The sequence below is a fragment of the Peptoanaerobacter stomatis genome (genome assembly GCF_000238095.2).
In the GTDB taxonomy this organism is placed as follows: Bacteria; Bacillota; Clostridia; order Peptostreptococcales; family Filifactoraceae; genus Peptoanaerobacter; species Peptoanaerobacter stomatis_A.
Genome location: NZ_JH815225.1, coordinates 249,214 through 269,937, shown reverse-complemented (window position 1 = coordinate 269,937; position 20,724 = coordinate 249,214). Strand labels below are relative to the sequence as shown.

The window sequence follows — 20,724 nt, the reverse complement described above, 5'->3', positions numbered from 1 at the left end:
ATCCAAACAATAAACTATTTTATATTTTTGACAGTTATATCAAGTATATTTAATCCATTAAATAAATCTTTGATATTTATATCATACTCTATATTTATTTTATATAGTAAGTCATCAGTATATTTTTCTATATTCAATTTTTTTGTAAAAATTTCAAGTTCAAAGTTTCCATAATCTGTATTATATAAAGTTTTTGAGCTGATTCCCTCTTTAAAATACATAGTTCCGCTGTTTTTTCCATATCTAATCATGGTTACAGAATCTTTTTCTATTTTCAAAACTGTTGTATTTCCCTTTAAGCCTGTTATTTCACTTTCTTCATATTTTATTAAATCTATATTTTTAACAGACTTTATACTGGCTAATGACTCAAAATCTATATTGTCCTTCTTGTTTGAAGTCAGGTCAATTTGCAAGGTTTTCAGCTTTACAGTTACATTCATATCCATTTCCTTATCATATCAATTAAATATTATACCACAGTGATTAGCGTTAGTCTATTACATATAAGAATATACTTGCTCTTTTAACTGAAACTTACTATTTCAATACCTGATTTTGTAGTATTTGACAAAAATATATTTTTATATTCATTTTTCAAATAATCATATGCTCTTTGTCTTGTATTTTCTTCATCAAATATTGCATATACAGTTGTTCCGCTTCCACTCATCATAGTAAAACTTGCACCTATTTTGTAAAAATCTGATTTTATTTTTTTTATTATAGAAAATTTATCGGATATTACAGGTTCAAAATCATTATAGAAGTTTTTTCTTATTAAATCTAAATCTATATTTTTTATGCCTTGAAGAAAGTCGGTACTTCTCTTTATCTTTTCACTGTTATCACAGAGCATAAATGCTTGGTTTGTAGGCATATTTTCATCAGGTTTTATTATTATAAATAAAAAATTGTCTGATTTTATATGATTTATTTTTTCTCCTATACCTCCAACATACTTAGTGCCTCCAAATAAGCAAAAAGGTACATCTGCACCAACTTTTACGGCAATATCTATTTTCTGCTCATCACTTAGGTTTAAATTATATATATAATCAAGTCCTATTATTACAGCAGCAGCGTCACTGCTTCCCCCACCTAAACCTGCTTGCATCGGAATTTTTTTATTTATTTCTATGTCAACGTCTATTTTTGATATTTTGTCATTTATAATCTTAGCTGTCTTATACATTATATTTTCTTTAAATTCTATATCTGTTGTTTCATCTATTATTTTTATGCCTTGATTATCATTTTTTGTTATTTTTATATCATCATACAATGATATGCTTTGATTTATCATAGTCATATCATGATAACCAAAGTTTGTTATTCCGTTTATTTTCAAAAAAAGGTTTAACTTTGCATTCGCTCTTAGACTTATATTTTGCATATTAATCACCAAAAATCTAAACTTAATTATTTAAAACTTTTCTCGGTTTTGAGCCGTCACTCTTACCTACTATTCCGTTTTTCTCCATATCATCCACTATTCTTGATGCCCTATTGTAACCTATCCTGAATTGTCTTTGCACCAATGACACAGATATTTCTCCATTACTGATTGCAAACTCTACGACTTTATCATATAAATCGTCATCAGATTTACCTTTTTTATCAGTTTCAAGTACAATATCATCTATCTGTTTCGATACTTCTTCCTGTTTTTCTTGTAAATCTTCTACAGGATTATTTATTTCTATAAATTCCGTTATTTTTTCTACTTCTTCTTCTGTCAAAAAAGCTCCTTGTATCCTTATAGGTTTATTCATACCAATTGGCGAATATAGCATATCTCCTTTACCGAGCAATTTTTCAGCACCGCTGGAATCCAATATTGTTCTTGAATCTGTCTGTGATGATACTGCAAATGCTATTCTTGAAGGTATATTTGCTTTTATAAGACCGGTTATTACATCTACTGACGGTCTTTGTGTTGCAACTATCAAATGTATACCGCAAGCTCTGGCTTTTTGTGCCAATCTGCATATAGCTTCTTCTATTTCCTTTGGAGCTACCATCATCAAATCTGCAAGCTCATCAATTATTATTACAATTCTTGGCATTTTTTCTGTTGATTTTTGATTGTAACTGTTGATATCTTTCGATTTATGTTCTGCAAACAAGGCATATCTTTTTTCCATTTCATTCACTGCCCAAGCTAATGCCTGAGGTGTTTTCTTCATATCTGTTACAACCGGTATTATAAGATGCGGAAGTTTATTATATATAGACAATTCCACAACCTTAGGATCTACAAGTATAAGCTTGACTTCTTCAGGTGAATAATTATAAATAATGCTACAAATTATTGTGTTTATACAAACAGACTTTCCTGAACCTGTAGAGCCTGCAATAAGTGCATGGGGCATTTTTGTTATATCAGATAATATAACTTCACCTGATATATCTTTTCCCATTGCAAAAACTATATTATAACTGTCTTTTTTATCTATACATGTCTTAATTACTTCTTTAAAACTGACTGTCTGCGATATTTCGTTAGGAACCTCAACTCCTATAAATGATTTCCCAGGAATTGGAGCTTCTATTCTTATAGCTTTTGCTGCAAGAGCAAGCGCTAAATCTTCAGTAAGATTCGTTATCTTACTCACTTTAGTTCCTACTTTAGGTTTTAACTCATATCTTGTGATTGTCGGACCTACGGCTATGTTTTCAACCTTAGCTTCTACTCCAAAGCTTGCAAGAGTTTGAGTAAGTGCTTGTGCATTTCTTAATTTTTCAGTTTTATCTTTAACGACAACTTTTTTATATTCATTCAATAATTCTATAAGAGGCTTTTTGTATATTTTTTTCTTAGGAGTTTCCAATTTTAAACCTTGTGATAGATTTATATCATCTTCATCTTTTTGATTATCATTTTCTATTATTGTTTCTGTTTTTTCCGTTTCATTTTTATCAAATTTTATATTATCTAAATCGTTGATTTCTTCGTCAATCACATTGTTTTCATCTGATACATCATTTTTAGATATATTTAGTTCTTCAGTTTTTATTACTTCGTTTTTCTCTTCATAATCTTCTATGAAATCGTCTTTTATATTTTCATCCTGCACATCATTTATACCTGTTATTTTTACGTCGTTTGAAATATTATCATCATATCTTAACAATGGTTTTTTTGTTTTTTCTGAAATATCATCATAGCCCGGTGCATCATTAAAATAATTTGCAACAATATCGTTAATTTTGCTTTTTTCTTTTTTATATTCTTGTTGTTTTTCTCTTTTAGACTTTACCTCTTGAGTTTTATTATATATATTATTCTTAGTTAAATCTATAATGTTGATTAATTTTTTTCTTTGATATTTAATCACAAGATATAAGAAGGAAAAAAGTACAAAAAGAATTATCCCTGTTTTTCCGATCAGCTTATAGAAAAAAAATGATGCTATATAGCAAATTATACCAAGACCTTTGTATCCTTGTGCATCTGATACTATATTTTTTAAACTGTCAAAAGAAATACTGCTGTTTTCTTGCAGTTGTGATACATTAAAAGCTATATATACAAACATCATCATAAGCATAAATATTGTCATATCTATCTTATTCAAACTTTTGAAACTATATGTATTATAAAATATGAGTTTATAGACTCCTAAAACAATCGCTGTAATAGATATAAAATAAAAGAATTTTGAAAATAATGAAAGTATTACAAATTTCACAAATCCTCCGATAAAACCGATATTAGGCATAGAAATTATTATGGTTAATATCAAAGCTATACTCAGCATTATTAAAGCCCAAAAATTTTCATTAAGCTTAGATTTCTTTTTTATATTTTTCTTTAAAGTTTTTTTTGTTTTTTTTGCCATATTCTATCCTTAAATAATACAAGTCTTTCCTTATTCATAAAAGAAAGACTTGTCATAAATCATTTTAAATATTCAATAAATCACATAGACTATAACAATACTTTTCTTGAAAGGTTCAATCTGCCTTGTGTATCAATTTCTGTCAATTTCACTTCTACAACATCGCCTTCTTTGAACATATCTTCTACTTTTTCCAATCTTTTTTTGTCCATTTGTGATATGTGAAGTAATCCTTCTTTTCCTGGAAGTATCTCTACAAAAGCACCGAATGCCATTATTTTGGTAATTTTACCTTTGTATATAGTTCCTACCTCAGGCTCTGCTACTATGCCTTCTATTATAGATTTTGCTTTTAGGCACATTTCTTCATTGTTGGATAGTATTGATATTTTACCGTCATTGTCTATATCTATTTTCACACCTGTTTCATCTATTATCTTGTTTATTATCTTTCCACCGCTACCTATTACATCTCTTATCTTATCAGGATTTATCATCATATTAATTATCATAGGTGCATATGGTGACAAATGCTCTCTCGGTTCTTTTATTACTTTCTGCATTTCTCCAAGTATATGAAATCTGCCTTCTCTTGCTTGTGATAATGCACGTCTTAATATATCTTCATCTATACCTGAAATTTTTATATCCATTTGTATAGCTGTGATACCTTTTTTTGTACCGGCAACTTTAAAATCCATATCACCTAAAAAGTCTTCCATACCTTGTATATCTGATAATATAACTACATCTTCCTCATCTTTTATAAGTCCCATAGCTATACCGGCAACCATATCTTTCATAGGTACACCGGCATCAAGAAGTGAAAGTGTGCTACCGCAAACACTTGCTTGTGATGTAGAACCGTTTGATGACATTACCTCAGATACAACTCTTATTGCATATGGAAACTCCTCTTCAGAAGGAAGTAGAGGCTCTATAGCTCTTTGCGCAAGCGCTCCATGACCTATTTCACGTCTTCCTGGTCCTCTTGAAGCTCTTGCCTCTCCTACTGAAAAAGCCGGGAAATTGTAATGATGCATATATCTTCTTTCAGTTTCTTCATCCAAACCGTCAATTACTTGTACTTCAGATAACCCTGCAAGTGTAGTTATTGACATTACTTGTGTTTGACCTCTTGTAAATACTGCACTTCCGTGAGTTCTTGGTAATACACCGACTTCACACCATATAGGTCTTATCTCGTTTTGCAATCTGTTGTCAGGTCTTACCTTATCTTTTACTATCATGTTTCTTACTTCTTTTTTAGTTATATTGTATATAACTTCATCAACATCTTTTAAGTTGTCAGGAAAAATCTCCGCAAAATGCTCCATAGCATCTTGTTTTACTTTTTCCATATTATCTTGACGCTCTTGTTTATCGACAGTTTTTATTGCATCTTTCATTTTGTTGCTTGAATATTCTTCAACTGCTTTTTCTACTTCTTCGTCAGGTTTAAATACATAATAATCATCTTTAGGTTTACCGACTTCATCAGCTATTTTTTGCACAAAATCACATATTTTTTTGATTTCTTCATGTGCAAAGAGTATAGCATTCAGCATAACATCTTCGCTGACTTCATTTGAGCCTGCTTCCACCATCATTATAGCATCTTTAGTTCCTGAAACCACAAGATACATTTCTGATTTTTCTCTTTGTTCCAAGTTAGGATTTATTATAAATTGATCATCTATCAACCCTATAGATACCGAACCTGTTGGACCGTTAAACGGTATAGATGAAACGCTTAGAGCTATTGATGATCCTATCATAGCTATTGTGTCAGGATTTGCATCTTTATCCATAGATAAAACTGTAGCCACTACTTGTACATCATTTCTATAACCTTTTGGAAATAAAGGTCTTATAGGTCTGTCTATAAGTCTTGAAGTAAGTATGGCTTTTTCAGACGGTCTGCCTTCTCTTTTTACAAAACCGCCCGGAATTTTTCCGGCAGAGTATAATCTCTCCTCAAAATCAACACTTAACGGGAAAAAATCTATTCCATCTCTTGGAACATCAGAATTAGTTGCAGTTACCAATATAACTGTATCTGCATATCTTATTATACAAGAGCCGTTAGCCATTTGAGCTATCTTGCCGATTTCAACGCTAAGCGTTCTGCCTCCAAGCTCCATTTCAAATTTATTACACATATTGAATATTCCTCCATATTTTGTAAAAAAAGAGCAGGACTATCCTGCTCTTTTATACAGATTACTTTCTTAGTCCAAGACTCTTTATCAATGTATTATATCTATCAAGACTTTTCTCTTTAAGATATCTAAGTAGCGATCTTCTGTGTCCTACCATTTTCAAAAGTCCTCTACGAGAGTGATGGTCTTTTTTGTGAAATTGTAGATGCTCATTTAACTCATTTATTCTTTGAGTAAGCAAAGCAATTTGCACTTCCGGAGAACCTGTATCTCCTTCTTTAATTGCATACTTAGTTATGATTTCTTGTTTTAATTCCTTAGTCATTATTACACCTCCATAAATTTTTAAATATGTCTATGCCAAGTGAAAAGTCGGTGTCTCTACCCACATAGCATAAACTTAACTATTGAATTTTAGCATATTTTTTATATAAAGTAAATATATTTTTAGATTTTTAGCAATTTTTTATTCGAATAATATTATATTTTAAAAATAAGTATATATTTTTACAAAAACTTATTCAAAATAATAATTAAAATTATACATTAAATCTAAACAATATAACATCTCCGTCTTTTACTGTATATTCTTTTCCTTCTGAACGGATAAGCCCCTTATCTCTTGCAACCGCCATATTACCACCTATTTCTACAAGCTCGTCATATCCTATTGTTTCTGCTCTTATAAATCCTCTTTGTATATCAGAGTGTATTTTGCCGGCAGCTTCCGGTGCTTTTGTGCCGTTTACTATTGTCCAGGCTCTTGTTTCATCTTCTCCGGTAGTCAAAAAACTTATTAGTCCAAGCAATGAATAACTTGCTTTTACTAATTTTTCAAGACCTGAAGAGTCCATTCCCATATCGTTTAAAAATTCTTTTTTCTCATCTTCTGAAAGCTGAGATAATTCTTCTTCTATTTTAGCGCTTATAACTACAACTTCGGAATTCTCTTCTTTTGCAAACTCTCTTATTTTTGATACATATTCATTGCCTTCTCCATTTAATGATGCCTCATCTTCTGACACGTTTGCAACATATATTATAGATTTATTTGTAAGTAAATTGAAATCCTTCATTATTTCCAATTCTTTTTCTGTGAAATCTATTGTTCTTGCTGATTTACCGTCTTCCAATACAGCCATTATTTTGTTTATAAGTTCTACTTCAGATGCTATTTTCTTATCGCCTTTCAATGCTTTTTGAGCTTTTGCAAGTCTTCTTTGCAATATTTCTATATCTGAAAATATTAATTCCAAGTTAATAGTTTCTATATCACGAAGCGGATTGACATTTCCGTCTACATGCACTACATTGCTGTCGTCAAACGCTCTTACAACATGAACAATTGCCTCAACTTCTCTTATATGAGACAAAAATTTATTACCTAAACCTTCTCCTTTGCTTGCGCCTTTTACAAGACCTGCAATATCAACAAATTCTATTGAAGTGTGAACAGTTTTTTTTGAGTGATTTATCTCTGATAATTTATCAACTCTATAATCAGGTACTGCAACCACACCGACATTCGGTTCAATTGTACAAAAAGGATAGTTTGCAGATTCAGCACCTGCTTTTGTAATGGCGTTAAACAGTGTACTCTTTCCTACATTAGGAAGTCCTACGATTCCAAGCTTCATATATGTATTCTCCTTTATTTTAAGGTATAATTTATATTTTTAAATGCTACCAAATCAAAATCTTTCATAATCAATTATATATGATTATATTCTTATATTTACAAAAATAGAAAATTAAAAATATGATTACGCAAATATAGATTATATCAGATGAATTTGTTTTTTTCAATATATTACAATCATATATTTACAATTAAGCAAAATAATAAAAAGACTTTTAAACCAATATAAAAAATATTAGCATAAAAGTCTTTTTGTTTATAATTAATACTTGTATTAATTAATTTATTCTATTGTATAAAGCACGTCTAATACGGTCTTTTCTATTTCTTTTAAAAGATTTTTTGATTCTTGCATGGTTTTTGCTTTTGTATAGATATACAGTTTTATCTTAGGTTCTGTTCCTGACGGTCTTAATGTATACCAACAACCGTCATCATATAAAAATCTTATTGCATTTGTTTTCTCTATATCTATCTTTTCTGTTTTATTGCTTAGCAAATCTGTCTTTTCTTGTTTTTCATAATCTGTTATTTCTGAAACTGATGCATTTCCTATTTGTTTTGGATATATATTTCTTATTTCCTTCATCATTCTTGCTATTCTTTGTTGACCTTCTAAACCTTCCAATACTACTGATATTGTGTTTTCGCTATAATATCCGTACTGTTCAAATAACTCATTTAACACATCTATAAGTGTCTTTCCTTGTTTTTTATAATATCCTGCCATTTCTGCAAGCAACAAAGCTGATGATACCGCATCTTTATCTCTAACAAATACTCCCGGGTTATAACCTATACTTTCTTCATATCCGAATACATAAGTTTTTTCGCCTGTCTTATCCCAATCATTAGGTAATGCACATATATTTTTAAATCCTGTAAGTACACTTATCATTTCTACACCGAATGATTTAGCAATAGCTGTTCCCATATCTCCTGTAACTATTGATTTAATTATTGCAGGATTTTTAGGTATTAAATTTTTATCTTTTAGTGAGTTTAATATATAATTTATAAGTAAAACTCCTGTTTGATTACCATTTAAAGATATGATTTCTCCTTTATGAACGACTTCAACCGCAAGTCTGTCTGAATCAGGATCTGTCGCAATCAATATATCTGCATTTTTTTCTTTTGCAAGTTTTTCACTATATTCAAAAGCTTTTGTATCCTCAGGATTAGGATATTTTATAGTAGGAAATGTTCCGTCAGGATTTTCTTGTTCTTTTACTACATATACATTTTTAAATCCTTTTCTATCCAGCACTGTACGAACAGCTATATTTCCTGCTCCATTAAGCGGTGTATATACTATTTTTACATCTTTATTGACTTCACTGTCATCTCTCATAGATAGTGAAAGAACTTTTTCATAATAAGCCTCGTCTACTTCTTTGTTTATATAGACAAGTAATCCTTTGTCAAGAGCCTCTTTTTCAGATATTACACTTGGTAAATCAAATATATCCATTTTATTTATTTCTGCAAGCACTTTGTCGGCTATATCATCTTTTATTTGAGAACCTTCTTGCCAATACACTTTATAACCGTTATATTCTTTCGGATTATGACTTGCAGTTATATTTATTCCTGATGCACAGCCGTAATATCTCACTGCAAACGAAAGCTCCGGAGTAGGTCTTAAAGAATCGAATAGATATGCTTTTATTCCATAGCTTGCCATTATTAATGCTGACATTTTTGAAAATTCGTCCGAGCATATTCTGCAATCATAGGCTATTGCTATACCCTTTTTCTTAAAATCTTCTCCATATGATGAGATTACTTTTGCCAGTGCATTTGTTGCTCTTGCAACAACATAAGAGTTCATTCTGTTAGTGCCTGCACCCAATTTTCCTCTTAATCCGGCTGTACCGAATGACAATTCTTGATAAAATCTATCTTGTATTTCTTCTTTGTTGTCTTTTATAGACTCTAACTCTTTTCTGCTTTCTTCATCTAATTTTTCATTACCAAGCCATCTTTCATACTCTTTCATATAATCCATAACATTACCTCCGATTATTTTATATTTTATAGATTTGTAGTAAAACACAGATTTTAAAATTTATAAATATTAACATTGTTTTTACGATATAAATCGTATATCTTCATCAATTATATAATGTTTTTTATAAAAATAAATGCAATGTGGCATATTTTTTATTTAATGAAATATTATTCCCAAAAATCTCTACCTGAATTTTTAAATAATTGCATAGCAAACAATGTTTTTAAGTCTAATTTTTCTTCATTTTTTATTATATCATCAATCTCATCTTGACTGTACATATGTATTGTCAAATCTTCATCTTCTTGCAAATACTCATATGATATATCTCCTTTACAAGTGCAAAAAACAAGACTTGCACACTCATCTGTAATTCCTGGAGATAGATATACATTTTTAAATACTTTCTTTATTTCAACAAGCTCAAGTCCTGTTTCTTCAAGCAACTCTCTTTTCACACAATTTTCTATATCCTCATTATTATCTACCAATCCTGCCGGGATTTCATATATATAATGATTTAATGGCACTCTATATTGTTTTACAAGTACCAATTTTTCTTTTTCAATATGATAAGGTGCTATTAATACAGCATCTGTAGTGGTGTTATGTGTTAATAATCTGTTTTCATATTCTTTTAAAGATACTCTTGATACGGAAGTCCATTTTTTAGAATTGCCTATTTTATTTAAATAATCAACATCATACATATTCAAAAATTTTGTAGTCGCCAATTCTTTTATAGTCTTAATTTCAGGTTTCATATAATTCTCCATTTATTCTTCATCATCACATTCATAATAATCGATAAATTTTTGGAATGTGTCATTCATTTTTTTATCTATCTCATTTCTTTTTAGCCCCGTAAGTATTTCAAGACCTTCATCTACTGTAGAAATCGCATATATATGAAATAGACCTTTTTCACAAGCTTCTATAACTTCTTTTTTCAAAATTAGGTTTTGTATATTAAGTTTAGGTATTATAACACCCTGTTTACCTGTTAAGCCTTTCATTGAACATATTTCAAAAAAGCCTTCTACCTTTTCATTTACGCCGCCTATTGGCTGTATTTCTCCTTTTTGACTAACAGAACCTGTTACCGCTATATATTGTTTGATAGGAATATCGGCTATTGATGAAAACATCAGATAAAGCTCAGTAGATGAAGCACTGTCCCCATCTATATAACCGTAATTTTGCTCAAAAGTAATAGACGTTGTAAACGATAAAGATTTATCCTTACCATATCTTTCTCCAAGATACCCTGATAAAATCATAACCCCTTTATCATGAGATGAACCTGTATTTTTTACTTCTCTTTCTATATTTATTATGCCTTCTTTTCCTATATATGTAGAAGCTGTTATTTTTGAAGGTGAGCCGAAAGAATATTCTCCCTCCGATATTACAACAAGTCCGTTTATTTGACCTATTTTCTCTCCATCTATATCCAAAAGTAAGGTTCCGTCTTTATACATTTCATATAATCGTTCTTGATATTGATTATTTCTAAATTTTTTGAATTCCAATGACTTTAATATATCTTGTGCATCGATTACATCTTTATCCTTATCGGCAATATAATTTGCTTCGTATATCAATTCCATAATCTTGTTGTATCTTGATGAGAGTTTATTTTTATCTTCAGCCAATCTGTTGCTGTATCTTATCATCTCAAATATGCCATCTCTTGAAATATATTTAAGTGATTTGCTTTCACAATGAGATTTTAATGAACGTGCAAAATTCTTCTGATTTTCAACATTATTATCCATTTGAGTGTCAAATTCCGACAATATTTTAAATAATTTTTGGAAATCATCATCATATTCATATAAAAGCGCATAGGTATCATAATCGCCTACAAAAATAACTTTCATATCAATATCAATCTTTTCAGGCTTTATAGAAGTGGTAAGTATATAATTGTTGTATTCTGATAATGAATCTATAGTAGCCGTCTTATTTTTCAAAGTTCTTTTTATGCAATCCCAAGAATATGGATTTTTTAAAACGTCATTTACATTAAGTATCAAAAAACCACCATTTGCTTTTTGTATAGCTCCGGCTTTTATATCCAAAAAACTTGTTATGAAAGAACCTTGCTTGTTTTTGTACTCCATATATCCGTTTAAGTTATAATAAGTAGGGTTTGTCTCTATTATGACAGGTAATTTTTCAGCGGTAGAATTATCAACAAAAAGATTTACTTTGTACCTGTCAAAAAATGATTTATTCACCTTCATAGCTGTGAATATAACTTTATTTTTTGAGTTGTTCTGTTTAAATTTTTCTAAATTTAGCAATATATCTTCTTTCATATTTTCGAAATAAGTCAGTATTTTTTTGTCATATGAATAGATTACGATATATTTTTTAAGTATTGCTTCTATTGCCGTTACGGCTATGTTCCTGTCATAAGTTTCAACTATATTGTTATACTCTTCCTCTGCACGCCTTAATTCATCCAATGTTTTTGTAAGCTCTTTATGTAATTTGTTGGATGACGCTCTGAATTTTGCAAAATCTTCTTCTGTCAATTTTTCTATATCTTCTTCACTAAGCAGAGAATAATCTTTGTTTAAAGGCATACTTACAAGTCCATCTTCACCTATGTGAAATACGATATGCTTTTTTATGGCTTTTTCATTCAATTTATCTATTATTTTTTCTACTTTATTTTCATAATCTATAGAAAACTTCATAGATTCATTTCCATATTTAACAGATGTAAAATCTTTTGACAATCCTTTTCTTATAGAAGCAATTGCTTCTTCTATATGTTTTTGGAAGACTTTTCCATTTCCTGCCGGAAAAGATATACTTATAGGCTCATATTCATTTTTAAAATTATATACATATACATAGTCTTTTAATGATTCTCTGCTGAAATTATCTTTTGCATAATTTTCGGATACTTTTTTTACATAGCTGTTCCTACCTGTACCTGTTATCCCACATACATATATGTTATATCCTTTCACCTTCATATTTATCCCGAAATTTATAGCTTGACAGGCTCTGTTTTGACCTATCATATCTTCCATCGGTTTCAAATCTTTTGTAGATTCAAATTTAAGATTTGTTATCTTTATATCGGAAGTCATCTTTTTAGGTGAAACTTCATATTTTTCGATTTTAATCATAAACAACCTCTTCATTTTATATATTGTAGAGTTTTGCAAAAATTGATTTAACTCATTTAATACTAAAATTCAATAGAACAATAAAAAATAGTATTGTGTAAGTTTAATAAATTACAATATTATTTAAAATTTATTATATAAATCATCTATTATTCTATTAGAAAATTAGTATAAAATTGATAATAAAATAAGAACAAAGATATCATCCTATCTTTGTACTTAAATCTTTTATCATATCCTTTTGTAAATCTATAAGCTTTTTTCTTCTCTCTAACTCATTTTCTAATTTTTCTATTTGATACTTCAATCTTGTAACTTCTTCAAATTTATTACAGACATTATTTGAATACGGATATATGTTTATTATAGTATAACCATATTGAGATTTTGTCATTACTACGAGTTTATCATCATACTCTATACATAAATCATTGAATATGTCTAAATAATCTAATTGTTCATTTATCTTTTCAAAAAACTCCTTGCCGAAAACATCGCTTACTGATTTAAGATACGGATTTTTTATATTCAGCAATGAATATATATTGTCTGAAAAATACTTAACAGTCCATAAATCATCCACCATAAATGTACAATATGGTTTGAGTTTATTTTTATTGAAGTTTATACTTTTAATTTCGTCTTCATCTTCATATTTACTCTCCACCATTTTCAGCATAGACATAACTTTATCATAGTTTATCTTTGTACCTATCGCAAGAATATTTCCCTCTGATTTTGATAGTTCAAATTTCATAATACCGTCAAAATCAGGAGATTTAATATAAGCCGTACTACTTACTCCACTATCGTCATACTCTATGAAGTTTTTTTCAAACTCTGCATAATTGTTTAATTTTTGAAAAAATATATTAAATTTTTTGTTTTTTGAAACAACATTTTTATTTTCATCAAATATACATATCATATAGTAGTTATCATTAATAAGGTCTAAAAAATTGCTTTCTAACATTCTGTTCTCCAATAGCATATTTATTTGGGTTAAAATTAATAAGCATTTTTCATTTTCATAAGAATTTTGTGAAAATGTAATATACTTTTATTTTTTATACCCACATTTTTGTATTAAAAGCAGATTTTATAAATATAGTGAATGATATTGATGAAAATCCCCCATTCCCGCCCTCACTTAATATAGTCAATGTTCGGTAATTACATTTACAAAATAAATATACGCTTGTACATTATCTGGGCATAACAATTATATTTTTACCTGCCCTACGGTACTATTATTGTATTAAAGAGGTTTATTTCAAACCACTAAGATAACATTCGCCCTATTTAAGCTACCAACTTAATATTATAATAATTTAAAATTTAATCAAATAAAATCAATATCTGTATTCCAATTAGTCTCTTGTAATTTATTATCTATCTGTCTTATATTTTTAGCAATTTCATCAGCTTTTTTCTGTAGCTCTTTTACATCTATAGCTGATAATATACGAATTTCCTTTCTTGTTGCTCTATAAGCTGTACGACTTGCCGTATTTATAACATCTCTATATACGGACAATTTAACAGATAACGCATCTTTTTGAGCAATCATAGCTGTAAGTGGTTTATTATCAACAATTGTAGTACAATTTGTAAGATTTATTGCAGCCATAAGCTTATTTAATTTCTCTACTGACAAATCGAGTTCTTTTATCAATTCAATCGGATCTTCTGCAGTTGTTTCACCTTCTTGAACAATACAGTTGTTTTCTAAACGTACTCTCAACTGTTCAATATTTCTATTCAAATCTGCACGTTCTTGCAAAGCTTCAGCTAATTTCATAAAAACCCCCTATTTTAATTACTCTAAAAAATTTTAAAATTATTTTGTATTTACTAAGAGATAACTTTTTCTTTAATTTTTATTAAAACTACGATATATTCATCCTTGAATATATTGTTTCTATTATGTTTGTTATATATCTGCTATCCATATGATCCATTACTTCATTTGCACATTTTTGCGCAAACTCCAATATATCTATATTTTGCATTATATCACCTATTTTAAATTCAGGTATGCCATGTTGTTTTACTCCAAAAATCTCTCCAGCTCCTCTTAATTGCAAGTCTTTCTTTGCAATTTCAAAACCGTCATTTGTATCAACTAAAGTTTGTATTCTCTGCATTGTAATTTTATTTGCGTTGTCATACAGCAGTACACAATACGATTGTTTATCTCCTCTGCCTACTCTTCCACGCAATTGATGAAGTTGTGATAATCCGAACCTCTGAGCATCATAGATTACCATTATTGTAGCATTCGGTACATTTATACCAACTTCTATAACTGTTGTAGAAATCAATATATTAATATTGTTTTCTTGAAAATCTTTTAATATATCTTCCTTTTCTTTAGCTTTCATCTTACCATGCAGAACTTTTATCGAATACTCTTTAGGAAAAATATCAAGTAATTTTTCGTACAATTCATTAACCGATATAAGATCCAAATCATAGTTTTCTTCAACAAGCGGGCAAACTATATACGCCTGTCTACCTATTTGCACTTGTTTTTTTATAAATTCAAAAATCTTTTGCTCATTTATTTTACGTTCCGCAACTGTCTTTATGGGAAGTCTGTTTTGTGGTAATTCTCCTATAACAGACACATCAAGGTCTTTATGTATTACAAGTGACAGAGTTCGTGGTATAGGTGTTGCACTCATTACAATTATATCAGGATTTTCATTTGATTTTTCTTCAAGTTTTTTTCGCTGATTTACACCAAATCTGTGTTGCTCATCAGTTATGACCAATCCCAATTTTTTAAATATAACTTTGTCTTGTATAAGAGCCTGAGTTCCTATTACCACATTTACTTCACCATTTTCAATTTCTTCATATAATTTAGTTTTATTTTTTGTACTGCCTATAAGTAATTTTACTTTTATATCAGTATTTTTAAAAAAATCTAATGCATTTTCATAGTGCTGAACAGCCAAAACTTCTGTAGGTACCATAAATACACTTTGGTAACCATTCATACAACTATTATATATGCTTAAAAACGCTACTATAGTCTTACCTGAACCTACATCACCCTGTATTAATCTTCTCATGGGAACATCTTTATTCATATCTGAAAATATATCATCTAATACTTTTTTTTGTGCATTTGTAAGTTCAAAAGGCAGTTTTTTTATAATGTCATTTATATTTTCCGATTTTTTAAATTTTATACCGACACTTTTTTGAACATTAGATTTTTGAGCATTTAAAAATATATTCAATTCAAAAAATTCATTGAATATACATCTGTATCTACTTTGTTTCAATATATTTATATTCTTAGGCATATGAATATTTTTTATAGCGTCATATGTAGGAATAAGTCTGTATTTTTCAAGATATTCATTCGGCAGATATTCTAATGATGTCATATCCGCATTTTCAATTGAATATTTCACTGCACTTAATATCTCACTATTTTTTATACCGTTTGAAAGCGGATATATTGGATATATCATACCTATTTTTTTTTCAGCTTTATCAAATTCTATTTCAGGTGAATTGAATTGCAGTAGATCATAGTTTTCTTCAGCTTGACCATAAAAAAATATATATCTTCCTTTTTCAAGCTCAGGTAATATAAAATTGTTGTTGAACAGTTTTATACAAGCTGTAGATGTATCATCACTTACATATATGTTTATAATGCTTTTTTTGAACTTTAGATTTACCTTTTCAAATCTTATAATTTTTGCTTTTACACTTGCTTTTTCTTTTGCTTTTATTTCATTTAGTTTTTTAAATATGCTCCTGTCCTCATATTTTCTCGGAAAATAATGGAGTAAGTCATAAATCGTACTCACTCCCATATTTTGTAAAACTTTTTGCTTTTTTTCGCCTATTTTCGGCAAATTTATAACATTATCATTTAAATTCATATCATACCTTAAATTAAAATTTCATTAGATCCGGTCGCCTTTTTTTTGTTATTTCAAGCGACTGTTCTTTTCTCCACTTGTATATGTTTTGATGATTTCCGCTAAGTAACACATCAGGCACTTTCATTCCGTTAAACTCTGCCGGTCTTGTATACTGCGGATATTCGAGCATACCGTCCTCAAAACTTTCGTCTTGAACATTGTCTTGTGATGACAAAACACCGTCTATCTTTCTTGAAACTGAATCTAAAAACACAAGTGCAGGCAATTCTCCACCTGTAAGCACATAATCTCCTATGGATATCTCTTCATCAACTATCATATCTATTATGCGTTCATCTATTCCCTCATAATGTCCGCACAACAAAGTTATATTATCATATTTAGCATATTCGTATGAAAGTTTATTATTTAAAACTTTTCCTTTTGGTGAAAAATATATCAATTTTGTAGAAGGATTATTTTTTTTTATATTTACATAACAATCATATATGGGCTGTACTGTCATTATCATTCCACCACCGCCACCATAAGGATAGTCATCTACTTTTTTATGCTTATTTGCCGAATAATCTCTGATATTATGTACATTTACTTGTATTAATTCGTTTTCTATTGCATTTTTTATGATGCTTTGATTTACATATGCGTTTATAATGTCCGGAAAAAGCGTCATTATATTAAAAACCATATATCCTACATTCCTTCTATAAGTTCTACTGTTATCTTTTTTTCAATCATATCTATTTTTTTAATGAATTTTTTTACATTCGGTATAAATCTTTCTATAGAGCCAGATTTTATTTTAAATACATCATTTGCTCCATATTGTAAGACATCAACAATTATTCCTATTAACTTATCTCCTTCATAGACTTCCAACCCTACTAACTCGCTTATAAGATATTCATCTTCTTGCATTTGTCTTTTTTCACTATAGTCTATAAATATACTTTTGCCTAAAATTTCAGGCAAATTATCTATATTGTCAATTTCTTTAAATTTACCTATCAATAAATTATTCATATTTTTAACATATTGCAAGTTGTATGGAGTTTCAATATCTTCCACATATATAGTCTTATAATTCTTAAATGAAGAAACATCGCTTGTATATGGATATATCTTAAATTCACCTTTTAGACCATGCGATTTTATTATTTTGCCTATTCTTATTTTATCTCGTTCCAAGTTCAGCACCCTCTAAAATTTTTATATTATTGAAAATATTTCTTATTACATTTATATTTCATTTTCATTTTCTGTTAACTCATTATCTTGGACATTTTCATAATCCACCTGATAATATTTTATTATAGTTTTCTTGGAATTATATATTTTTTCATCAGGAGCTTTAAAATGTATTTTTTCATATTTGACTATATTTCCATCAATCCATCTGCTATCATAATTTGTAAATAATTTCATCTTTGTATAAAACATATCTTTATCTTTATTATCAGAACTTATATACATACAAAACACCCCCAATTTCTTTTAAAATTATCCCTTATATTATATCATATTTTATTAAAGTAGTGAATTTTTATAAATTATTTTTTATTTACAGTTAATATTTTTATAACATGCTAATAAAAAAACTGCCACATAAATTGTAGCAGTTTTTTTATTAGCCTATTATTTCAAGAGTTACTTTTTTATTTTCTTTTATAGATGCAGCTTTAAGTACAGTTCTGATTGCTTTTGCAATTCTTCCTTGTTTTCCTATAACTTTACCCATATCATCTTTTGCAACTCTGAGTTCTATTATTACAGAATATTCTCCGTGATTCTCTGTTATCACTACTTCCTCCGGTTTATCAACCAAAGATTTTACAATTACGTCTAATAGTTCTCTCATTTTCAGCCCCCTATTTTGTGATTGTTATTCCATAATGCCATTTTTCTTAAATAATGATTTAACTACTTCTGTTGGTTGTGCACCTGTAGATAACCATTTTTTCGCTTTTTCAGAATCTATTTTCACATCTTTAGAACCCATAGGATTGTAAAAGCCTACTTCTTCAATAAATCTTCCATCTCTTGGAGATCTTGCATCAGCTACTACTATTCTATAAAATGGTCTTTTTTTTGCTCCCATTCTTCTTAATCTTATCTTTACCAATTTTTTCACCTCCCAAATGATATTTCAGAAATATATTTTTTATATTTCCGGATTATTTATAATAATTATTTAAAATAATTAACTGAAATTTACATTCCTAAAAACGGGAATTTCATTTTTTTCTTACCTTTAGTAAAATTGCTCATCTGCTTCATCATCTTCCTTGTCTCTTCAAACTGTTTTAATAATCTGTTGATTTGATTGACTTGCATTCCTGAGCCTTTTGCTATCCTAAGTTTGCGACTGCCGTTTATTATTGACGGGTTTGCACGCTCTTGTTTTGTCATAGATTGTATTATAGCTTCTATTTTAACAAGTTCCTTATCATCTACATCTATATTTTTCATCTGTTTTGAAAGTCCCGGTATCATTTCAATCAAACTTTTCAATGAACCCATTTTTTTTATCTGTTGCATTTGAAGTAAAAAGTCATCAAAGTTGAAATCCATATTTTTCATCTTTGAATCCAATCCTTTTATGGCATCCATATCAACTGATGATTGCGCTTTTTCTATGAGTGAGAGTACATCTCCCATGCCGAGTATTCTGTTTGCCATTCTATCAGGATAAAACGGCTCCAAATCTCCTATTTTTTCGCCTGTTGCAGAAAATTTTATAGGTTTGTCGGTAACTGCTCTTATAGAAAGTGCAGCGCCTCCTCTTGTATCTCCATCCAGTTTTGATAAAATTACCCCATCAATACCTAAAGCCTCATCAAAAGTCTTTACTATATTGACTGCATCCTGTCCGGTCATAGCATCTACAACTAACAATATCTCATGAGGTTTTACTGATGATTTAATATTTTTTAATTCATCCATCAATTCTTCATCTATATGAAGTCTACCGGCTGTATCTATTATAACTATATCAAATCCTAATGTTTTTGCCTCTGCTACAGAGTTCGTAGCTATCTGTACAGGATTGTTGTTATTTTCTTCACTGTAAAATTTTGCTCCGACTTTATCCGCTAATATTTCCAATTGTTTAACAGCTGCAGGTCTATAAACGTCACAAGCAACAAGCATAGGATTTTTACCCTGTTGTTTCAAATTATAGGCAAGTTTACCTGTAGTTGTTGTTTTACCTGCACCTTGCAGACCTGACATAAGTATTACAGTAGGTGGCTTTGATGATATGTTTAATTTGCTCTGTACTCCACCCATTAACTCTTTCAGCTCATCATTTACAATTTTAATAACTTGTTGTCCCGGTGTAAGACTTTTTAGAACTTCTTCACCTATTGAGCGTTCTTTTACTCTTTTTACAAAATCTTTTACCACTTTATAATTGACGTCAGCTTCAAGTAAGGCAAGCTTAACCTCTCTCATTGCAGCATCTACATCTTTTTCACTTAAAGTTCCTTTACCTCTTAACCCTTGAAGTGTATTTTGAAGTTTTTCTGCAAGTCCCTCAAATATCATATCAAGCTCTCCTTACAAAATTCAGTAATCTTTTTTATATCAATCAGTTCGTCTTGTGTAAGACTGTTTGAATATTTATCTTCAAAAGAAATAAGATATGCTATCAATTTTTCTTTAAAATTTTTGTTTTTTAAACCGGTATTTCTGACACCCAAAGATTTTTCATAAGAATATAATAACTGCTCGGATTTTTTTGCTGTATCATAAACTGCCTGTCTTGACACATTTAACTCCTCACTTATTTCTCCTAATGATAAATCCTCTTCATAATACAGATTCATAACCTGTCTTTGTTTTACTGTCAACAAATCTCCGTATATATCAAGTAATTCATTAATTTCAAGTATTTTTTTTATCTCCATAATCTCCACCGTAAAGCAAATTAACTTTACACCTGATATAGTTTATTTGATTTTATTAAATATGTCAATACTTTTTTGAGGTTTTTATATGAAAGT

Annotated in this window: 19 protein-coding genes; all 19 read right to left on the bottom strand. The window is 29.3% G+C overall.

What is annotated here, in order from left to right; all coding sequences use genetic code 11:
• Positions 1-14: 14 nt before the first annotated feature.
• The 19 genes from HMPREF9630_RS01140 to ylxM all read right to left on the bottom strand — a co-directional run bounded on the left by HMPREF9630_RS01140 (position 15) and on the right by ylxM (position 20,628).
• Positions 15-443 carry a YwiB family protein gene (locus HMPREF9630_RS01140; RefSeq protein ID WP_009526706.1) on the bottom strand — a complete coding sequence of 143 codons (429 nt, stop codon included), beginning with the start codon at positions 441-443 and terminating at the stop codon, positions 15-17.
• A gap of 83 nt (positions 444-526) precedes the next feature.
• Positions 527-1,396 carry a 4-(cytidine 5'-diphospho)-2-C-methyl-D-erythritol kinase gene (gene ispE / locus HMPREF9630_RS01135; RefSeq protein ID WP_009526705.1) on the bottom strand — a complete coding sequence of 290 codons (870 nt, stop codon included), beginning with the start codon at positions 1,394-1,396 and terminating at the stop codon, positions 527-529.
• A 22-nt stretch (positions 1,397-1,418) separates the two neighbouring features.
• The gene (locus HMPREF9630_RS01130; RefSeq protein WP_009526704.1) at positions 1,419-3,845 is read right to left on the bottom strand and encodes a DNA translocase FtsK; all 2,427 of its coding nucleotides are present in this window, start codon (positions 3,843-3,845) and stop codon (positions 1,419-1,421) included.
• A gap of 89 nt (positions 3,846-3,934) precedes the next feature.
• Positions 3,935-6,007 (bottom strand): polyribonucleotide nucleotidyltransferase, encoded by a 2,073-nt coding sequence (locus tag HMPREF9630_RS01125; protein ID WP_009526703.1) that lies wholly within the window; start codon positions 6,005-6,007, stop codon positions 3,935-3,937.
• A gap of 61 nt (positions 6,008-6,068) precedes the next feature.
• The gene (rpsO, locus tag HMPREF9630_RS01120; RefSeq protein ID WP_009525817.1) at positions 6,069-6,332 is read right to left on the bottom strand and encodes a 30S ribosomal protein S15; all 264 of its coding nucleotides are present in this window, start codon (positions 6,330-6,332) and stop codon (positions 6,069-6,071) included.
• A gap of 214 nt (positions 6,333-6,546) precedes the next feature.
• On the bottom strand, positions 6,547-7,644 hold the full coding sequence (gene ychF / locus HMPREF9630_RS01115) for a redox-regulated ATPase YchF (protein WP_009526702.1): 1,098 nt from the start codon (positions 7,642-7,644) through the stop codon (positions 6,547-6,549).
• 285 nt (positions 7,645-7,929) lie between these two features.
• Positions 7,930-9,657 carry a phospho-sugar mutase gene (locus tag HMPREF9630_RS01110; protein WP_009526701.1) on the bottom strand — a complete coding sequence of 576 codons (1,728 nt, stop codon included), beginning with the start codon at positions 9,655-9,657 and terminating at the stop codon, positions 7,930-7,932.
• A gap of 170 nt (positions 9,658-9,827) precedes the next feature.
• Positions 9,828-10,424 (bottom strand): NUDIX domain-containing protein, encoded by a 597-nt coding sequence (locus HMPREF9630_RS01105; RefSeq protein WP_009526700.1) that lies wholly within the window; start codon positions 10,422-10,424, stop codon positions 9,828-9,830.
• Positions 10,425-10,436: 12 nt separating this feature from the next.
• A complete protein-coding gene (locus HMPREF9630_RS01100; RefSeq protein WP_009526699.1) occupies positions 10,437-12,809 on the bottom strand; it encodes an ATP-binding protein in 2,373 nt (790 codons plus the stop codon).
• A 202-nt stretch (positions 12,810-13,011) separates the two neighbouring features.
• Positions 13,012-13,782, bottom strand: coding sequence for a hypothetical protein (locus HMPREF9630_RS01095; protein ID WP_009525823.1), 771 nt, complete (start codon positions 13,780-13,782; stop codon positions 13,012-13,014).
• Positions 13,783-14,151: 369 nt separating this feature from the next.
• Entirely contained in the window at positions 14,152-14,610 is a 459-nt protein-coding gene (locus tag HMPREF9630_RS01090) for a DIP1984 family protein (protein ID WP_009526698.1), read from the bottom strand.
• 88 nt (positions 14,611-14,698) lie between these two features.
• Positions 14,699-16,717, bottom strand: a complete 2,019-nt coding sequence (recG, locus tag HMPREF9630_RS01085) for an ATP-dependent DNA helicase RecG (protein WP_009526697.1) — start codon at positions 16,715-16,717, stop codon at positions 14,699-14,701.
• Positions 16,718-16,730: 13 nt separating this feature from the next.
• Positions 16,731-17,408, bottom strand: coding sequence for a tRNA (guanosine(37)-N1)-methyltransferase TrmD (gene trmD, locus HMPREF9630_RS01080; protein WP_009526696.1), 678 nt, complete (start codon positions 17,406-17,408; stop codon positions 16,731-16,733).
• A 5-nt stretch (positions 17,409-17,413) separates the two neighbouring features.
• Positions 17,414-17,917 carry a ribosome maturation factor RimM gene (gene rimM, locus HMPREF9630_RS01075; protein WP_242822817.1) on the bottom strand — a complete coding sequence of 168 codons (504 nt, stop codon included), beginning with the start codon at positions 17,915-17,917 and terminating at the stop codon, positions 17,414-17,416.
• 42 nt (positions 17,918-17,959) lie between these two features.
• A complete protein-coding gene (locus HMPREF9630_RS01070; RefSeq protein WP_009526694.1) occupies positions 17,960-18,193 on the bottom strand; it encodes a hypothetical protein in 234 nt (77 codons plus the stop codon).
• A 154-nt stretch (positions 18,194-18,347) separates the two neighbouring features.
• Entirely contained in the window at positions 18,348-18,578 is a 231-nt protein-coding gene (locus HMPREF9630_RS01065) for a KH domain-containing protein (protein WP_009526693.1), read from the bottom strand.
• Between the two features lie 24 nt (positions 18,579-18,602).
• The gene (gene rpsP, locus HMPREF9630_RS01060; protein WP_009526692.1) at positions 18,603-18,842 is read right to left on the bottom strand and encodes a 30S ribosomal protein S16; all 240 of its coding nucleotides are present in this window, start codon (positions 18,840-18,842) and stop codon (positions 18,603-18,605) included.
• Positions 18,843-18,931: 89 nt separating this feature from the next.
• Positions 18,932-20,266, bottom strand: coding sequence for a signal recognition particle protein (gene ffh / locus HMPREF9630_RS01055; RefSeq protein ID WP_009526691.1), 1,335 nt, complete (start codon positions 20,264-20,266; stop codon positions 18,932-18,934).
• Entirely contained in the window at positions 20,263-20,628 is a 366-nt protein-coding gene (gene ylxM, locus HMPREF9630_RS01050; protein WP_009526690.1) for a YlxM family DNA-binding protein, read from the bottom strand. The genes ffh and ylxM overlap by 4 nt, the downstream gene beginning before the upstream one ends.
• Between the last annotated feature and the right edge of the window lie 96 nt (positions 20,629-20,724).

What these genes read in the sequence shown, in the direction of transcription:
- HMPREF9630_RS01065 (WP_009526693.1), bottom strand. Translation starts at nt 18,578, where the DNA reads ATGAGAGAACTATTAGACGTAATTGTAAAATCTTTGGTTGATAAACCG.
- rpsO (WP_009525817.1), bottom strand. Translation starts at nt 6,332, where the DNA reads ATGACTAAGGAATTAAAACAAGAAATCATAACTAAGTATGCAATTAAA.
- HMPREF9630_RS01095 (WP_009525823.1), bottom strand. Translation starts at nt 13,782, where the DNA reads ATGTTAGAAAGCAATTTTTTAGACCTTATTAATGATAACTACTATATG.
- HMPREF9630_RS01110 (WP_009526701.1), bottom strand. Translation starts at nt 9,657, where the DNA reads ATGGATTATATGAAAGAGTATGAAAGATGGCTTGGTAATGAAAAATTA.
- HMPREF9630_RS01090 (WP_009526698.1), bottom strand. Translation starts at nt 14,610, where the DNA reads ATGAAATTAGCTGAAGCTTTGCAAGAACGTGCAGATTTGAATAGAAAT.
- HMPREF9630_RS01070 (WP_009526694.1), bottom strand. Translation starts at nt 18,193, where the DNA reads ATGTATATAAGTTCTGATAATAAAGATAAAGATATGTTTTATACAAAG.
- ylxM (WP_009526690.1), bottom strand. Translation starts at nt 20,628, where the DNA reads ATGGAGATAAAAAAAATACTTGAAATTAATGAATTACTTGATATATAC.
- ffh (WP_009526691.1), bottom strand. Translation starts at nt 20,266, where the DNA reads ATGATATTTGAGGGACTTGCAGAAAAACTTCAAAATACACTTCAAGGG.
- trmD (WP_009526696.1), bottom strand. Translation starts at nt 17,408, where the DNA reads ATGGTTTTTAATATAATGACGCTTTTTCCGGACATTATAAACGCATAT.
- recG (WP_009526697.1), bottom strand. Translation starts at nt 16,717, where the DNA reads ATGAATTTAAATGATAATGTTATAAATTTGCCGAAAATAGGCGAAAAA.
- ychF (WP_009526702.1), bottom strand. Translation starts at nt 7,644, where the DNA reads ATGAAGCTTGGAATCGTAGGACTTCCTAATGTAGGAAAGAGTACACTG.
- HMPREF9630_RS01125 (WP_009526703.1), bottom strand. Translation starts at nt 6,007, where the DNA reads ATGTGTAATAAATTTGAAATGGAGCTTGGAGGCAGAACGCTTAGCGTT.
- HMPREF9630_RS01100 (WP_009526699.1), bottom strand. Translation starts at nt 12,809, where the DNA reads ATGATTAAAATCGAAAAATATGAAGTTTCACCTAAAAAGATGACTTCC.
- HMPREF9630_RS01105 (WP_009526700.1), bottom strand. Translation starts at nt 10,424, where the DNA reads ATGAAACCTGAAATTAAGACTATAAAAGAATTGGCGACTACAAAATTT.
- HMPREF9630_RS01140 (WP_009526706.1), bottom strand. Translation starts at nt 443, where the DNA reads ATGAATGTAACTGTAAAGCTGAAAACCTTGCAAATTGACCTGACTTCA.
- ispE (WP_009526705.1), bottom strand. Translation starts at nt 1,396, where the DNA reads ATGCAAAATATAAGTCTAAGAGCGAATGCAAAGTTAAACCTTTTTTTG.
- HMPREF9630_RS01130 (WP_009526704.1), bottom strand. Translation starts at nt 3,845, where the DNA reads ATGGCAAAAAAAACAAAAAAAACTTTAAAGAAAAATATAAAAAAGAAA.